Annotated in this window: 13 protein-coding genes; 8 read left to right on the forward strand and 5 right to left on the reverse strand. The window is 70.1% G+C overall.

The features are described from left to right. Positions 1–166 precede the first annotated feature (166 nt). The 6 genes from ACMV5O_RS00170 to hemF all read left to right on the forward strand — a co-directional run bounded on the left by ACMV5O_RS00170 (position 167) and on the right by hemF (position 6,683). Positions 167–1,315, forward strand: a complete 1,149-nt coding sequence (locus ACMV5O_RS00170) for a trans-sulfuration enzyme family protein (protein WP_416161568.1) — start codon at positions 167–169, stop codon at positions 1,313–1,315. Positions 1,316–1,491: 176 nt separating this feature from the next. Further along, on the forward strand, positions 1,492–2,526 hold the full coding sequence (gene dusB, locus ACMV5O_RS00175) for a tRNA dihydrouridine synthase DusB (RefSeq protein ID WP_416161569.1): 1,035 nt from the start codon (positions 1,492–1,494) through the stop codon (positions 2,524–2,526). Further along, positions 2,523–2,759: a helix-turn-helix domain-containing protein gene (locus ACMV5O_RS00180; RefSeq protein ID WP_324543935.1), complete on the forward strand. Its 237-nt coding sequence runs from the start codon at positions 2,523–2,525 to the stop codon at positions 2,757–2,759. Before dusB ends, ACMV5O_RS00180 begins: the two co-directional genes overlap by 4 nt. Positions 2,760–2,855: 96 nt before the next feature. Further along, complete coding sequence (gene purH, locus ACMV5O_RS00185; RefSeq protein WP_416161570.1) at positions 2,856–4,445, forward strand: bifunctional phosphoribosylaminoimidazolecarboxamide formyltransferase/IMP cyclohydrolase; 1,590 nt, start codon at positions 2,856–2,858, stop codon at positions 4,443–4,445. 34 nt (positions 4,446–4,479) lie between these two features. Next, positions 4,480–5,772, forward strand: a complete 1,293-nt coding sequence (gene purD, locus ACMV5O_RS00190; RefSeq protein ID WP_416161571.1) for a phosphoribosylamine--glycine ligase — start codon at positions 4,480–4,482, stop codon at positions 5,770–5,772. Beyond that, complete coding sequence (hemF, locus tag ACMV5O_RS00195) at positions 5,769–6,683, forward strand: oxygen-dependent coproporphyrinogen oxidase (RefSeq protein WP_416161572.1); 915 nt, start codon at positions 5,769–5,771, stop codon at positions 6,681–6,683. Before purD ends, hemF begins: the two co-directional genes overlap by 4 nt. Positions 6,684–6,797: 114 nt before the next feature. Here the strand turns inward: hemF and ACMV5O_RS00200 are convergent, their stop codons facing one another. The 4 genes from ACMV5O_RS00200 to hemC all read right to left on the reverse strand — a co-directional run bounded on the left by ACMV5O_RS00200 (position 6,798) and on the right by hemC (position 11,318). Then, a complete protein-coding gene (locus tag ACMV5O_RS00200) occupies positions 6,798–7,985 on the reverse strand; it encodes a heme biosynthesis HemY N-terminal domain-containing protein (protein WP_416161573.1) in 1,188 nt (395 codons plus the stop codon). Between the two features lie 10 nt (positions 7,986–7,995). Then, the gene (locus tag ACMV5O_RS00205) at positions 7,996–9,525 is read right to left on the reverse strand and encodes a uroporphyrinogen-III C-methyltransferase (protein WP_416161574.1); all 1,530 of its coding nucleotides are present in this window, start codon (positions 9,523–9,525) and stop codon (positions 7,996–7,998) included. Positions 9,526–9,534: 9 nt separating this feature from the next. Continuing rightward, positions 9,535–10,317: a uroporphyrinogen-III synthase gene (locus ACMV5O_RS00210; protein WP_416161575.1), complete on the reverse strand. Its 783-nt coding sequence runs from the start codon at positions 10,315–10,317 to the stop codon at positions 9,535–9,537. 68 nt (positions 10,318–10,385) lie between these two features. After that, positions 10,386–11,318, reverse strand: coding sequence for a hydroxymethylbilane synthase (hemC, locus tag ACMV5O_RS00215; RefSeq protein WP_416161576.1), 933 nt, complete (start codon positions 11,316–11,318; stop codon positions 10,386–10,388). A gap of 114 nt (positions 11,319–11,432) precedes the next feature. On the opposite strand from hemC, the gene ACMV5O_RS00220 reads away from it, so the two are divergent. Both ACMV5O_RS00220 and ppc read left to right on the forward strand, forming a co-directional pair. Next, on the forward strand, positions 11,433–11,867 hold the full coding sequence (locus ACMV5O_RS00220) for a thioredoxin fold domain-containing protein (RefSeq protein WP_416161577.1): 435 nt from the start codon (positions 11,433–11,435) through the stop codon (positions 11,865–11,867). Positions 11,868–11,952: 85 nt separating this feature from the next. Continuing rightward, positions 11,953–14,706: a phosphoenolpyruvate carboxylase gene (ppc, locus tag ACMV5O_RS00225; protein WP_416161578.1), complete on the forward strand. Its 2,754-nt coding sequence runs from the start codon at positions 11,953–11,955 to the stop codon at positions 14,704–14,706. Positions 14,707–14,766: 60 nt separating this feature from the next. Here ppc and ACMV5O_RS00230 read toward each other — a convergent pair whose 3' ends face one another. Continuing rightward, positions 14,767–15,171: a type IV pilin protein gene (locus tag ACMV5O_RS00230; RefSeq protein WP_416161579.1), complete on the reverse strand. Its 405-nt coding sequence runs from the start codon at positions 15,169–15,171 to the stop codon at positions 14,767–14,769.

Raw genomic sequence — 15,171 nt, forward strand, 5'->3', positions numbered from 1 at the left:
CTGATTTTACCCCCGCCCCCGACTCGACACCACCACGGCGAACTTGTAGGCTCGCCGCCAGCTGGCCTGCCGCTTCGGCGCCCATCTCGGCACTCACCTCGACGCCGCCTCTGCTCCCACCTCGCCGCGCCTGCCCCTCGCCCCTCGCTCTCAAGGACCGCGCCTCATGCAGCACCACGACCGCCTCTCCCCCGCCACCCTCGCCGCCCAGGGCGTCGGCGCCGAGCCGATGCCGCACCGCGACATCGTGCCGCCCATCCACATGGCGAGCACCTTCGAGCGCGCCGAAGATGGCAGCCTGCCCGGCGGGCGCATCTACGCCCGCGACGCCAGCCCGGCCTACGATCCGGCCGAAGCCCTGCTGTGCCAGCTCGAGGGCGGCGCCGCAGCAGCGCTGTTCGCCTCCGGCATGGCGGCCGCCACGGCCGTGCTGCTCGCGCTCGAGCCGGGGGCGCGCATCGTCGCCCCGCGCGACATGTACTGGTCGCTGCGCAACTGGCTGATCGGCTTCTCGACCAACTGGCAGATCACGCTCGATTTCTACGCCGACGACGACGAGCTCGCCGCCCTGCTGCAGCGCCCGGCCGCGCTCGTGTGGGTGGAGACGCCCGCCAACCCGACCTGGGACATCACCGACATCGCCCGCGCGGCCACGCTCGCCCACGCCGCCGGCGCGCGCCTGGCGGTGGACTCCACCGTGCCGACGCCGGTGTTCACCCGTCCGCTGGCGCTGGGCGCCGACATCGTGATGCACTCGGCCACCAAGTACCTGAATGGCCACTCCGACGTTGTCGCCGGCGTGCTGGTCACGCGCGCGACCGACGACTTCTGGGCCCGCATCAAGACCGCGCGCGCGGCCGGCGGCGCGGTGCTCGGCCCCTTCGAGGCCTGGCTGCTCAATCGCGGCCTGCGCACGCTGTTCCCGCGCGTGCGCACCGCAGCGGCCTCGGCGCTGCGTATCGCGCAACACTTCGAACACCACCCGGCGCTGGTCAAGGTGCTCTACCCCGGTCTGCCCTCGCACCCCGGCCACGCGGTGGCCGCGCGCCAGATGGAAGGCGGCTTCGGCGCCATGCTGTCGCTGCGCGTGCGCGGCGGCGCAGCGGCGGCCCAGGCGGTGGCGGCGCGGGTGCGCCTGTTCCGCCGCGCGACCTCGCTCGGCTCGGTGGAAAGCCTGATCGAGCATCGCGCCGTGGTCGAGGGGCCGGGCACCCGCTGCCCGGATGATCTGCTGCGCCTGTCGGTCGGCATCGAGGACACGAACGACCTGATCGCCGATCTGGCACAGGCGCTCGAGGCCGGCCACAGCGCGTAGCACGCGCGCCGCAGCAGCCCGCTCGCGGGTGGGCACGGCGCAGATCGGCGGGGCCAGCGCCGCTGCCCGACGCCCGCGCGGCGTTGTCAATGCGCCGCGCGCGACAGGCGACACGCCCAAGGGCTTGAACGATGGGGTAAAATGCGCGCCTTTCCCTGCCCGCCCGACCCCCGTCCATGCAGTTTGCCGGCTTCACCTTGCGCAACAATCTTTTCGTCGCCCCCATGGCCGGGGTGACGGACCGTCCTTTCCGCCAGTTGTGCAAGAAGCTCGGCGCAGGCGTCGCCGTGTCCGAGATGGTCACCTCCAACTCGCTGCTCTATGGCAGCGAAAAGACCCGCCGCCGCGCGGACCACACCGGCGAGGTCGACCCGATCTCGGTGCAGATCGCCGGCGCCGACCCGGCGATGATGGCCGAGGCGGCGAAGTACAACGCCGACAACGGCGCGCAGATCATCGACATCAACATGGGCTGCCCGGCCAAGAAGGTGTGCAACGTGATGGCCGGCTCGGCGCTGATGCAGGACGAGCCGCTGGTCGCGCGCATCCTCGAGGCGGTGGTCAAGGCCGTGCCCGATACGCCGGTCACGCTCAAGTTCCGCACCGGCTGGAACCGCGCCAACAAGAACGCCCCCACGGTCGCCCGCATCGCCGAGGAATCCGGCATCCGCGCCATCGCCATCCATGGCCGCACCCGTGCCGACCAGTACATGGGCGAGGCCGAGTACGACACCATCGCCCACGTCAAGACGCGGGTGAAGATCCCGGTGATCGCCAACGGCGACATCACCAGCCCGCAGAAGGCCAGGTACGTGCTCGACTACACCGGCGCCGACGGCGTCATGATCGGCCGCGCCGCCCAGGGCCGGCCCTGGATCTTCCGCGAGACCGAGCATTTCCTCGCCACCGGCGAGCTGTTGCCGCCGCCGCTGGTGAGCGAGATCCACCGGGTCTGCCGCGAGCACCTCGCCGACCTCTATGCCTTCTATGGCGACGAGCGTGGGGTCAAGATCGCGCGCAAGCACATCTCCTGGTACACCAAGGGTCTGGTCGGCTCGGCGGCCTTTCGCCGCGCGATGAACCAGATCCCCGACATTCCCGCCCAGCTCGCCGCCGTCGACGACTTCTTCGGCCAGCTCGCCGAGGCCGACGCCCGCCTGAGCTATGAGACGGACCCGCAAGCCGAATACCCGCAGGAACTCGCAGCATGAGCCGCAGCAACGAGATCGCCGACGCCGTCCTCCGTACGCTGGACCAGTATTTCCGCGACCTCGACGGCGAAAAGCCGGCCGCCATCCACGACATGGTGATCCGCAACGTCGAGCGTCCGATGCTGCAGTTCGTGCTGCAGCAGGCCAAGGGCAACCAGACCGTCGCTGCCGAGATGCTCGGCATCAACCGCAACACCCTGCGGCGCAAGCTCACCGACTACGAACTGCTGTAGGCCGCCCTCGCGGCCTGCCGTCCGACAGGCGCCGCGACACGGCCCTGTCATCGCAACGATTTTCCGATCCTCTCCATCCTTGCTCCAGGCATCACGATGAACGTCACCCAAGCCCTGATCAGTGTTTCCGACAAACGCGGTGTGCTCGACTTTGCCCGCGAACTCGCCGGCCTCGGCATCAAGCTGCTGTCGACCGGCGGCACCGCCAGCCTGCTGCGCGAAGCCGGGCTGGCGGTGACTGACGTCTCCGAGCACACCGGCTTCCCGGAAATGCTCGACGGCCGCGTCAAGACGCTGCATCCGAAGGTGCACGGCGGCATCCTCGCCCGCCGCGACCTGTCCGAGCACATGGACACCATCGCCGCCCACGACATCGGCCGCATCGACCTGGTGGTGGTGAACCTCTACCCCTTCCAGCAGACCGTGGCCAAGCCCGACTGCACACTGGAAGACGCGATCGAGAACATCGACATCGGCGGCCCCACCATGGTGCGCGCGGCAGCCAAGAACCACGGTAACGAGCAAGGCGGTGTCGGCATCGTCACCGACCCCGAGGACTACGTCGCCATCGTCGCCGAGCTCAAGTCGAACGCCGGCAAGCTCAGCCACAAGACGCGCTTCGCGCTCGCGGTGAAGGCCTTCACCCACACCGCGCGCTACGACTCGGCGATCTCCAACTACCTCACCGCGCTGGTCACCAACGAGGCCGGCGACGTGTCGCTGCAGACCTACCCCGAGCGCCTGCAGCTGGCCTTCGACAAGGTGCAGGACCTGCGTTACGGCGAAAACCCGCACCAGAGCGCCGCCTTCTACCGCCAGCCAGGCGCCGCCGAAGGCGGCATCGCCGGCTACACCCAGCTGCAGGGCAAGGAGCTGTCCTACAACAACATCGCCGACGCCGACGCGGCGTGGGAATGCGTCAAGGCCTTCGACAGCGCGCTGCCGGCCTGCGTCATCGTCAAGCACGCCAACCCCTGCGGCGTGGCGCTCGGCGCCAGCCCGCTCGAGGCCTACACCAAGGCCTTCTCCACCGACCCCACCTCGGCCTTCGGCGGCATCATCGCCTTCAACGGCGAAGTCGACCGCGCCGCGGCCGAAGCGGTGTCGGCGCAGTTCCTCGAGGTGCTGATCGCCCCGTCCTACAGCGCCGACGCGCTCGAGCTGCTCGCCGGCAAGAAGAACGTGCGCGTGCTCACCTGCCCGCTCGGCCAGCCCGGCGGCGCCTTCGACTACAAGCGCGTCGGCGGCGGCCTGCTGGTGCAGACCGCCGACGAGGCCCGCATCGAGGTCGCCGATCTCAAGGTCGTCACCCAGCGTGCGCCTTCTGAGACCGAGATGCGCGACATGCTGTTCGCCTGGCGCGTGGCCAAGTACGTCAAGTCCAACGCCATCGTGTACTGCAAGGACGGCATGACCATCGGCGTCGGCGCCGGCCAGATGAGCCGCGTCGACTCGGCCCGCATCGCCAAGATCAAGGCCGAGAACGCGGGTCTTCAGATCGCCGGCTGCGTGGTCGCCTCGGACGCCTTCTTCCCCTTCCGCGACGGCCTCGACGTGCTCGCCCAGGCCGGCGCCACCGCGGTGATCCAGCCGGGTGGCTCGATGCGCGACGAAGAGGTGATCGCCGCCGCCAACGAGCAGAACATCGCCATGGTGTTCACCGGCTTCCGCCATTTCCGCCACTAAGAACGACCACCCCAGCAGAGATTCGGAGCAGCACATGAAAGTCCTCGTCATCGGTTCCGGCGGTCGCGAACACGCGCTGGCCTGGAAACTCGCCCAGTCGCCCAAGGTCACCCGCGTACTGGTGGCGCCGGGCAACCCCGGCACCGCTGCCGAGAAGCTGCTGCAGAACGTGCCGGTCACCTCGATCCCGGTGCTGGTCGAGCTGGCCAAGCGCGAGCAGGTCGCCTTCACCGTGGTCGGCCCCGAGGCACCGCTGGCCGCCGGCGTGGTCGACGCCTTCCGCGCCGCCGGGCTGCCGATCTTCGGCCCGACCAAGGCCGCCGCCCAGCTCGAGAGCTCGAAGGACTTCGCCAAGCAGTTCCTCGTCCGCCACAACATTCCCACCGCCCGCTACCGCACCTTCTCCGACCCCGCCGAGGCGCATGCCTACATCGACGCCGAAGGCGCGCCGATCGTGATCAAGGCCGACGGCCTGGCCGCGGGCAAGGGTGTCGTGGTCGCGATGACGGCCGATGAGGCCCACGCCGCCATCGACGTCATGCTGCGCGACAACAAGATGGGGGTGCAGTACACCGAGGCCGGCGCCCGCGTCGTCATCGAGGAGTTCATGGAAGGCGAGGAGGCCAGCTTCATCGTCATGGCCGACGGCAAGAGCGCGCTCGCGCTCGCCACCAGCCAGGACCACAAGCGCCTCAAGGACGGCGACCAGGGCCCCAACACCGGCGGCATGGGCGCCTACTCGCCCGCCCCGGTGGTCACCCCCGACGTCCATGCGCGCGTGATGCGCGAGATCATCAATCCGACCCTGGCCGGCATGATCGCCGACGGCCTGCCCTACACCGGCTTCCTCTATGCCGGCCTGATGATCGACGGCGACGGCCGTCCGCGGGTGGTGGAATTCAACTGCCGCATGGGCGACCCCGAGACGCAGCCGATCATGATGCGGCTCAAGACCGACCTCGCCGATCTCATCGAAGCGGCCATTGCCGGCAAGCTCGACCACACCGAAGCCGAGTGGGACCGCCGCTTCGCGCTCGGCGTGGTGCTGGCGGCCGCCGGCTACCCGGAGAACCCGCGCAAGGGCGACGTCATCAGCGGCCTGCCCGGCAACGCCCAGGACGACGTGCACGTATTCCACGCCGGCACTGCCGAACAAGACGGCAGAATCGTCACCGCCGGCGGCCGCGTGCTGTGTGTCACCGCGCTCGGCGACAACGTGCGCAGCGCCCAGAAGCGCGCCTACGAGGTCGCCGATGCGATCCAGTTCGACGGCCGCCAGTACCGTCGCGACATCGGCCACCGCGCCATCGGACGCAAGCTCGGATGAGCCTGCAGGCCGACACCGTCAAGCCCTGGTTCACCGGGCTGCAGGCGCGCATCGTCGAGCGCCTCGAAGCCTTCGATGGCGGCCGCTTCCGTGCCGATGGCTGGGACCGTCCGGGCGGCGGTGGCGGGCTGACGCGGGTCATCGAGGACGGTGCCTTCTTCGAGCGCGGCGGGGTCAATTTCTCCCACGTCACCGGCGACACCATGCCGGCCTCGGCCACGGCCCACCGCCCGGAACTCGCCGGCCGGCGCTTCGAGGCGATGGGCGTGTCGCTGGTCCTGCATCCGCGCAATCCCTATTGCCCGACGGTGCACATGAACGTGCGCTGCTTCATCGCCATGGCCGAGGGCAAGGAGCCGGTATGGTGGTTCGGCGGCGGCATGGACCTGACGCCTTATTACGCGTTTGAAGAGGACGTGCGCCACTTCCACCGGGTGTGCCGCAACGCGGTGCTGCCGTTTGGCGGCGAGGCCGAATACGCGCGCCTCAAGGACTGGTGCGACCGCTATTTCTTCCTCAAGCACCGCAACGAGCCGCGCGGCGTGGGCGGGCTGTTCTTCGACGACCTCGGCGCCGACGGCCAGACCGACTTCGACACCGCCTTCGGCCTCACGCGCTCGGTCGGCGAGGCCTTCCTCGAGGCCTGGCTGCCGATCGCGGAACGCCGCCGGCACATGGCCTATGGCGAGCGCGAGCGCGACTTCCAGGCCTACCGGCGCGGCCGCTACGTCGAATTCAACCTGGTGTTCGACCGCGGCACGCTGTTCGGCTTGCAATCGGGCGGTCGCACCGAATCGATCCTGATGTCGATGCCGCCGATCGTGAAATGGCGCTACGACTGGCATCCCGAGCCGGGCAGCGCCGAGGCACAGCTCTACGAGGTCTTCCTCAAGCCGCAGGACTGGGCCTGATCCAAGTCTGATGCAGGCCTGATGGGCCGGCGCGGACCCCCTTGCGGGGCCCATCCGGGGCAATCGAATCCCTCAATCGAATTCCAGCGCGGCCGCCGCATCGCCGCGCCTGCGTCAGGCCGCGGCACCGGCCACCTTCTCGGCCGCCGCGCGGTAATGACGCTGGGCGTCGGCGGGGCGCTGCAGGGTATCGAACAGGTGCGCCAGCGCGAGGTGGGTATCCACCGCCGGCGCCAGCTTGAGCGAGGCCTCGAGGTAGCTCTGCGCCTTGCCCCACAGCTCGCTGCGGCGGCACAACTGGCCCAGCGCAAACAACAGGCCGCCGTCCTGCGGGTGCGCCTCAAGCCAGCCTTCGGCCTTCTGCAGGCAGGTGCGCGCGTCCGCCTCGGACTCGGCACAGTAGGCATACAGCCGCGCCAGCGCGCTATCCCAACGCTCGTCGAGCAGACGCTCGACCTGGCGCCTCACCATCACGCCATGGCCGGCGCGCGCCATCAGCGGCAGGGCGCGCTCGACCAGGCCGCGATCCTGCAGTTCTTCGGCCGGGATCTCCGTCCAGTAGGTCGCGAGCGCAGCCGGATCGGCGGCGAGCTGCTTCATGCGTTCGATGTGCGCACGCCGCAGCTTGGGCGCGGCCTGCTCTTCGGTCAGCGCCTTGTGCTTGCGCAGCTGACGCACGATGTGCACCAGCTCGTCCCAACGCCCCAGCGCCAGCGCCACCCGCGACTCCAGCCGCAGCATGGCAATGTGCTTGTGCCCGCCCTCGCGCAAGGTTGCCAGTCGCTTGGCGGCGAGGTCGAACTGGCGGCTCTCGATGGCGAGCTCGGCCTCGGTCATCAGGCGCGCAACCTCGGTGCCCTTGCTCTCGGCGGCATGGCCCAGCCACTCGGTATAGCGCGCCTCGTCCTGCAGGCCGTGGGCCGCGCGCGCCGCCACCAGCGCCGCCATCGATGACCCCTCGCTGGCCGTATAGGCAGTGGAGGCAGATTTGAGCGACTGCGCGAAGCGTCCCTCGAACAAGGCGTTGATCGCGGCGTGCAGCGAGCGATCCGCCTTCTGGCGCCGGCGCCGATCGCGCCAGTTCGCCACCCGTGTCGGCAAGGACAGCGTGCGGCTGATCAGACGCAGCAGCAGATGGATCAGCAACACCGCGGCCACCAGCAGCACGATGAAGAGGTTCAGGGAAATCTGCGCCCGCCACGGCGACAGCACGACGAGAACGTAACCATCGTTCACCCCGGCAACCATCGCCACGCCGACCGCGAGGGCGAAGATGCCGATCAACCAGATCAGTGCACGCATCGATCGGCCCTCACTCGCTCACGCCGGGCGCCTGGCCCGCCGGAGCCTCGGCCTGTGCGGGCGCAGGCGCGGCATCGGTGCCCTCGGCCGGCGCGGCCTCGCTCGCCTCCGCGGCTGCCTCGGCTTCGGTCGCTGCGGCTTCGGCTGCCTCGGCTTCGGTCGCTGCTGCGTCTTCGGTCGCTGCGGCCTCGGCCGCCTCGGGCGCCGGCTGTGCCGCTGCGGGCGCTTCGACTGCTGTGGGCTCGGCCGCCGGAGCCGGCGCGGCCGACTCGGGCTGCAACGCCGCCGGCAGGGGCGGGCGGCCGCTGCGCGCCTGCGCGGTCCGCAGGGCGCTGAAGGTCTGGGCCAGGTTGGGCGGCTCGTAGCGCACGCGCACCGCTTCGAGCGCCTTGATCTCATTGAGCGCGGCCTGCACGCGCTCGTCGCGCAGATTGAAGAAGCGCTCCATCCACACCCGCGCCTGGGCCAGGTCGGCCTCGTAGGTGCGGCCGTCGCGCGCCAGCAGCGCCAGGCGCGCGGTGAGCAGGCGGATCTTGAGGTTCTCGCGCAGGAAGGTGTTCTGCGCCGGCGCCAGCAGCACCGGCTCGGTCTGGTCAAGGCGTTCGACACGGACCAGCGTGCGCACCTCGTGCCACACATCGGCGGCCAGCGCCTGCGTGAAGCGCCACGCCCCCGCCATCCAGCCCGCCAGGCCGCCGCTGTCGCCGGTGGCGAGGTCGCGCCCCACGGCCGCCTCGATCGGCAACTGGCCCTCGAAGGCCAGCGGCAAGGCGTCGGCGCGCTCGAGCAGGCGCTCGAGGCGCAGGCTCAGGCCCGACACATCGAGCACCGGCTGCAGCTTCAGTTCGTCGATGTCGCTCGCCAGCGCACGGCGCAGGCCGGCAAGCTGGCCGCGATCGTGGATCGCCAGCCGCGCCTCGGCCTCCTGCAGCGCGATCAAGGCCGCACCGACATTGCCGGCGATCTGCAGCTGCTGCGCGGCCAGCGCCACCGCCTGCTCGACCTCGGCGAGCACGCCGTCCTCGCGGGTGCGCGAAAATTCCTGGTACATGGCCTCGAGCGCGGCCGCCTGGCCCTCGGTGGCCTCGACCTTGGCATCGAGCACGCCGAGCTTGCCCTGCAGCGAGGCGATGACCTCCTGCTGCTGGCGGACAATGCCGCGCGCCTCGGTGGCGATGGTCTCGCCCTCGGACAGGCGTTGCGCGAGCTCTTCGCGCAGGGTGATCGCGCCGATCTGGGTTTCGCGCGCCTGCCACAGCGCCCAGCCCGCCGCCGCGATCGCGATCAGGGCAAGCAGCAGGGCCCACCATGCCGCCGGACTACGGCCTGGCTCGGCCGCCTCGCTGGCGGCGCCCGCGGGCGGCGGCGAGACGGGATCCGAGCTGGAGACGGAGGCCGAGGCCAGCGCAGACTCGGGCGGCGGATCGCCCGCCGTGGCGGCAGGCTCGCGCTCGGCGTTGGACCCGGAAGGAATGTCGTCCTTGCGCACGGACTGAGCGGACGCCGGCGGCTGGATGAGGGCGGGGATCTCTTCTTTCATGGCCTCAGTTTAACCAAAGTGGTTCTCAAGTGCCTGCATCAGGCCGTCATCGCCCGCAGGCGCCTCGACCACATGGGCAAAACCCGCGGCATGCGCCTGGGCGACGATGCGCGGATGGGTGGCAAACACGGTCACCGGGCGCAAGGCGGCAAGCCCGTCCGCGCCCAGCATCTGCTCGAGGTTGCGCACGCCCTCGCTGCTGGTCAGCAGCAGCGCATCGACCTCGCCGCGGGCGACCGGCTGCAGCAGCAGCTCGGGGTCGAGATCGGGGCAGTAGCGCCGGTAGCAGGTCACATAGTCGACGCTCGCGCCGCGCTCGCGCAGGGTATCGGCCAGCAGTTCGCGCCCGCCATCGCCGCGGAAGATGAGCACCTTGCGCCCGGCGACCGCATCCGGCGCAAACTCGGGCAGGGCGATCACGGCCTCGCTGTCGAAGCCGGACTGCGGCGCGATCACGTCGGCAAAGCCATAGCCGTGCAGCACGCGCTCGCTGCCCTTGCCGACCGTGCTCAGGCGCAGCCGTGGCGGCCACGCGCGGCGCGGCAGGATGAACTGCATCGCATGGTCGACCGCGTTGGGGCTGACGAAGAAGGCCAGGTCGAACTCGTCCAGGCGCGGCACGATCGCCTCGAGCGGGCCGGGGTCCAGCGCCGGGCCGATGGCGATGACCGGAAAGCGCAGCGCGCGGCCACCGGCGGCCTCGATGCGACGGCACAGGCTGTCGGCCTGCTCGCGCGGGCGCATCACCACCAGCGTACGTCCGGCCAGGCCATGCCCGGCCGCGCCGGACATGGCAGCGGCGGCAGACTGGGGCGAGGGTGAGGACGACAGCGGCGACGACATCGGAGCCCGCGGCGCCGTCAGCCGAGATCGGCCAGGATCAACTCGGCGCCCTGGGCGCGCAGGTCGTCGGCCAGGGCGCGTCCGAGCGCCTCGGCTGCCGCCGGATCCCCCTCGCGCTCGGCGCGCACGATCTCGCTGCCGTCGGGGCGGGCGACGAAGCCGCGCAGCCACAGCTGCCCCTCGCGCATGATCGCGTAGGCGCCCAGTGGCACTTCGCAGCTGCCGGCCAGCGCACGGGCCACGGCACGCTCGGCGAGCACGCAGGCGCGGGTGTCGGCGTCGACCAGCGGCTGCAGCCAGCCGATCACATCCTGGCGCGCGGCCAGGCACTCGATGCCGAGCGCGCCCTGCCCCGGCGCCGGCAGCGAGACTTCGGCCGGCATCACCGAGCGGATGCGCTCGCCCAGCCCGAGCCGGGTCAGGCCGGCCGCGGCGAGGATGATGGCGTCGTACTGCCCTTCGTCGAGCTTGCGCAGGCGGGTGTCGAGGTTGCCGCGCAGGCTGGTCACGCCGAGGAAGGGGTACTGGGCGTGGATCTGCGATTCGCGGCGCAGCGAGGAGGTGCCCACCACCGCACCGGGCGGCATGTCGGCGAGGCTCTCGTAGCGGTTGGAGACGAAGGCATCGAGCGGCACCTCGCGCTCGGTGATGCAGGGCAGCACGAAGTCGGCGCCCATTTCCATCGGCACGTCCTTCATCGAATGCACGGCGATGTCGGCGCGGCCGTCGAGCAGCGCGGTCTCGAGCTCCTTGACGAACAGGCCCTTGCCGCCGACCTTCGCCAGCGGACGATCGAGAATCTGGTCGCCCCGCGTAGTCATGCCGAGAAGCTCGACGCTGCAGCCGGGATACAATCCCTCGAGCCGGGCCTTGATGTGTTCGGCTTGCCACAGGGCGAGGCGGCTCTCACGGGTGGCGATGACGATACGCTCGGGGGTCGCTTGGCTCACGATGAATAAACTCACGTAACAGGAAGGAACATGCTGAACACGGCCGCGTTTCGCCGCACTGCAGCATCAGGGTTCGCACCAATGGTGCGCGGAGTGGCCTGGATTCTAGCATGCGTGCCGATCGCACTCGCCGCAGCCCCCGATGCACTGCCCAAGGCCGACGACCTCGCCCGCGACGCCGCGCTGATGCGCGCGGACAACATGCCGATGGTCGTGCTCTACAGCCAGGCCAATTGCAGCTACTGTGAGCAGGCGCGCCGCTACCTGGGCCCGATGGCGCACGACCCGGCCATGAGCCAGCGCGCCCTGTTCCGCCAGATCGACATCGACTCGGACGCCACGCTGACCGACTTTGGCGGTCGGCCGGGCACGCACCGCAGCCTGTCGCGCGCGCAGAAGGCACAGTTCACCCCGACCGTGGTGGTGCTCGACGCCGACGGCCGCACGCTGGGCGAACCGATCATCGGCATGCGCCTGGCAGACTTCTACGGCCAGTACATCGAGAATGCGATCGACGACGCACGCCGGGCGCTCGGCGCGCCGGACTGAGCCCGGCCCGCCGAGCGCCTGCCGGCAGCAAGCAGCACCCCGACAACCCGCCCAGACAACCTACGACGACGGACCAGACACTCACATGACCCAGGACAAGGACGCTCCGCTGCGTGAAGACATCCGACTGCTCGGGCGCCTGCTCGGCGACACCGTGCGCGACCAGCAAGGCGCAGCCGCCTTCGAGCTGATCGAACGCATCCGCCAGAACTCGGTGCGCTTTCGCCGCGACGACGACATCGCCGCCCGCCGCGAGCTCGAGGACATCCTCGACGCCCTGTCGCGCGACCAGACCATCCAGGTCGTGCGCGCCTTCAGCTACTTCTCGCACCTGGCCAACATCGCCGAGGACCAGCACCACATCCGCCGCTCGCGCGCCCACCTGGTGGCCGGCTCGGCGCCGCGCGAGGGCAGCCTGCCGCACGCGCTGCAGACGGTGTTCGACAGCGGCGCGATCGACGCCGCCGGGCTGGTCGAATTCTTCGACACCGCGCTGGTGTCGCCGGTGCTCACCGCCCACCCGACCGAGGTGCAGCGAAAGAGCATCCTCAACTGCGAGACCGTGCTCGCCCGCCTGCTCGACGAACGCGACCGCATGCAGCTCACCCCCGAGGAGGCCGAGGCCAACCTCGAGGCCCTGCGCCGCGCCGTGCTCACGCTGTGGCAGACGCGCATGCTGCGCACCGCCAAGCTGTCGGTGATCGACGAGGTCAACAACGGCCTGTCCTACTTCGACACCACCTTCCTGCGCGAGCTGCCCCGCCTCTACGCCAGCCTGGAAGACCGCCTCGTCGCCGCCGACCCCGCGCTCGGCGCGCCCGAGCTGGCCGCCTTCGTGCAGGTGGGGAGCTGGATCGGCGGCGACCGCGACGGCAACCCCTTCGTCACCGCAGAGGTGCTCGAGCGCGCGCTGTCGATGCAGGCGGCGGTGGCGCTGGGTTACTACCTGGGCGAGCTGCACACCCTGGGCTCGCAGCTCTCGCTCGGCCTTGGCCTGGTGTCGGCTTCGGATGCGCTGCTGGCGCTCGCCGGGCGCTCGCCCGACCATTCCCCGCATCGCAGCGACGAGCCCTACCGGCTCGCCATCTCGGGCATCTACGCCCGGCTGGCGGCGAGCTACCGGCAGTTGCTCGGCCATGCCCCGGCGCGCCCGGCGGTGGCCGAGGCCGAGCCCTATGCCAGCGCCGCGGCCCTGCTCGAGGATCTCGACATCCTGCACCGCTCGCTGGTCGCCAACGGTTCGGCCGCGCTCGCGCGTGGCCGGTTGCGTCATCTGCGCCGCGCGGTGAAGGTGTTCGGCTTTCATCTCGCGCCGGTGGACCTGCGCCAGAACTCCGACGTGCACGAGCGCGTGGTGGCCGAGCTGCTCGAAGTCGCCCGCCCCGGCAGCGCCTATTCCAGCCTCGACGAGCAAGGCCGCTGCGCACTGCTGCTCGAGGAACTGGCCACCGCACGCCCGCTCGCCTCGCCCCACGTGCACTACTCGGACGAGACTGAAGGCGAGCTGGCGATCTTCCGCACCGCGCGCAGCATCCACCTGCGCTACGGCCCGGCGGCCATCCGCAACTGCATCATCTCGAAGACCGACGACGTCTCCGACCTGCTCGAACTCGCCGTGCTGCTCAAGGAAGCCGGCATCCTGCGCCCGCTGGAGAACGCGCTCGACGTCAACATCGTGCCCCTGTTCGAGACCATCGGCGACCTCGAGAACGCCGCCGGGGTAATGGAGCGCATCTTCTCGCTGCCCGCCTACCGCGGCCTGCTCGAAGGCCGCGATCACACCCAGGAGGTGATGCTGGGCTACTCCGACAGCAACAAGGACGGCGGCTTCCTGACCTCGGGCTGGGCGCTGTACAAGGCCGAGGGCGAGCTGGTCGACACCTTCGCCCGCCACGGCGTGCGCCTGCGCCTGTTCCACGGTCGCGGCGGCTCGGTCGGCCGCGGCGGCGGCCCCAGCTACCAGGCCATCCTCGCCCAGCCCGACGGGGCGGTGCAGGGCCAGATCCGCCTCACCGAACAGGGCGAGGTCATCGGCGCCAAGTATGGCAACCCGGAAGTCGGTCGCCGCAACCTCGAGGTACTGGTCGCCGCCACGCTCGAGACCAGTCTGCGCCCGGCCAGCGCCAGCCCCACGCCGCCCGCCTTCCTCGAGGCCATGCAGGCGCTGTCGGATGCGGCCTTCACCGCCTACCGCGGCCTGGTGTACGAGACCGAAGGCTTCGAGCGCTACTTCTGGGAATCGACCGTGATCAGCGAGATCGCCGCCCTCAACATCGGCTCGCGCCCCGCCTCGCGCAAGAAGAGCACCGCGATCGAGGACCTGCGCGCCATCCCCTGGGTGTTCTCGTGGTCACAGTGCCGCATCATGCTGCCCGGCTGGTACGGCTTTGGCAGCGCGGTGCAGGCCTTCCTCGCCGCCCGCCCCAAGGACGGGCTGGCGCTGCTGCAGCAGATGAACCGCGAGTGGTCCTTCTTTGCCACGCTGATGTCGAACATGGACATGGTGCTGTCCAAGACCGACCTCGCCATCGCCAGTCGCTATGCCGCCCTGGTCAAGGACGTGGCGCTGCGCGACGCGATCTTCGGCCGCATCCGCGCCGAGCATCAGGCGGCGGTGCACGCCCTGCTGCAGATCACCGGCCAGCAGGAACTGCTGGACGGCAACCCGCTGCTCAAGCGCTCGATCCGCAACCGCTTCCCCTACCTCGACCCGCTCAACCACGTACAGGTCGAACTGCTGCGCCGCCACCGCGACAGCGACGGCAGCGACGAGCGCATCCGCAACGGCATCCACATCTCGATCAACGGGATTGCGGCGGGCTTGCGCAACAGCGGGTAAGCGGGCCGCAGTTGGCGGGCGGCCTGCACGACTGCCCGCCAATCTCCGCCCAAGCCTCGGTTACCAGCAGTCCGCCACGCTGCCCGTACCGGTCTCGGTACGCGCGCCTGCTTGGTTGATGCCCAAGGTACCGCAGCGCGCGTCACTTGTCTGAGCCCCCTGGGGGCTGGCCTCGAGTTCGAAAGTCGAAGCGGTAACCGCATTTGCCGAGAAGCCAAACGTATAGAAGCCAGCCAGATCGGTCCGGCATGCCGTATTCGGCAATACCGCCCCCGCATAACTCATGTTGGTCGTGTAGTGGCGCTCCATGAACTGCGCCAATTCGAGCAGACAACCCGCAGCCGCAGCACGCCGCGTCTTGCGCACATGCTCCTGGTAGCTCGGATAGGCCACCGCTGCGAGGATGCCCACGATCGCCACGACGATCATCACCTCGATCAAGGTAAAACCGCTTCCTCGCTTCAT

It is taken from the genome of Thauera sp. WH-1 (assembly GCF_047806685.1).
In the GTDB taxonomy this organism is placed as follows: Bacteria; Pseudomonadota; Gammaproteobacteria; order Burkholderiales; family Rhodocyclaceae; genus Thauera.

What these genes read in the sequence shown, in the direction of transcription:
- ACMV5O_RS00170 (WP_416161568.1), top strand. Translation starts at nt 167, where the DNA reads ATGCAGCACCACGACCGCCTCTCCCCCGCCACCCTCGCCGCCCAGGGC.
- dusB (WP_416161569.1), top strand. Translation starts at nt 1,492, where the DNA reads ATGCAGTTTGCCGGCTTCACCTTGCGCAACAATCTTTTCGTCGCCCCC.
- ACMV5O_RS00180 (WP_324543935.1), top strand. Translation starts at nt 2,523, where the DNA reads ATGAGCCGCAGCAACGAGATCGCCGACGCCGTCCTCCGTACGCTGGAC.
- purH (WP_416161570.1), top strand. Translation starts at nt 2,856, where the DNA reads ATGAACGTCACCCAAGCCCTGATCAGTGTTTCCGACAAACGCGGTGTG.
- purD (WP_416161571.1), top strand. Translation starts at nt 4,480, where the DNA reads ATGAAAGTCCTCGTCATCGGTTCCGGCGGTCGCGAACACGCGCTGGCC.
- hemF (WP_416161572.1), top strand. Translation starts at nt 5,769, where the DNA reads ATGAGCCTGCAGGCCGACACCGTCAAGCCCTGGTTCACCGGGCTGCAG.
- ACMV5O_RS00200 (WP_416161573.1), bottom strand. Translation starts at nt 7,985, where the DNA reads ATGCGTGCACTGATCTGGTTGATCGGCATCTTCGCCCTCGCGGTCGGC.
- ACMV5O_RS00205 (WP_416161574.1), bottom strand. Translation starts at nt 9,525, where the DNA reads ATGAAAGAAGAGATCCCCGCCCTCATCCAGCCGCCGGCGTCCGCTCAG.
- ACMV5O_RS00210 (WP_416161575.1), bottom strand. Translation starts at nt 10,317, where the DNA reads ATGTCCGGCGCGGCCGGGCATGGCCTGGCCGGACGTACGCTGGTGGTG.
- ppc (WP_416161578.1), top strand. Translation starts at nt 11,953, where the DNA reads ATGACCCAGGACAAGGACGCTCCGCTGCGTGAAGACATCCGACTGCTC.
- ACMV5O_RS00230 (WP_416161579.1), bottom strand. Translation starts at nt 15,171, where the DNA reads ATGAAGCGAGGAAGCGGTTTTACCTTGATCGAGGTGATGATCGTCGTG.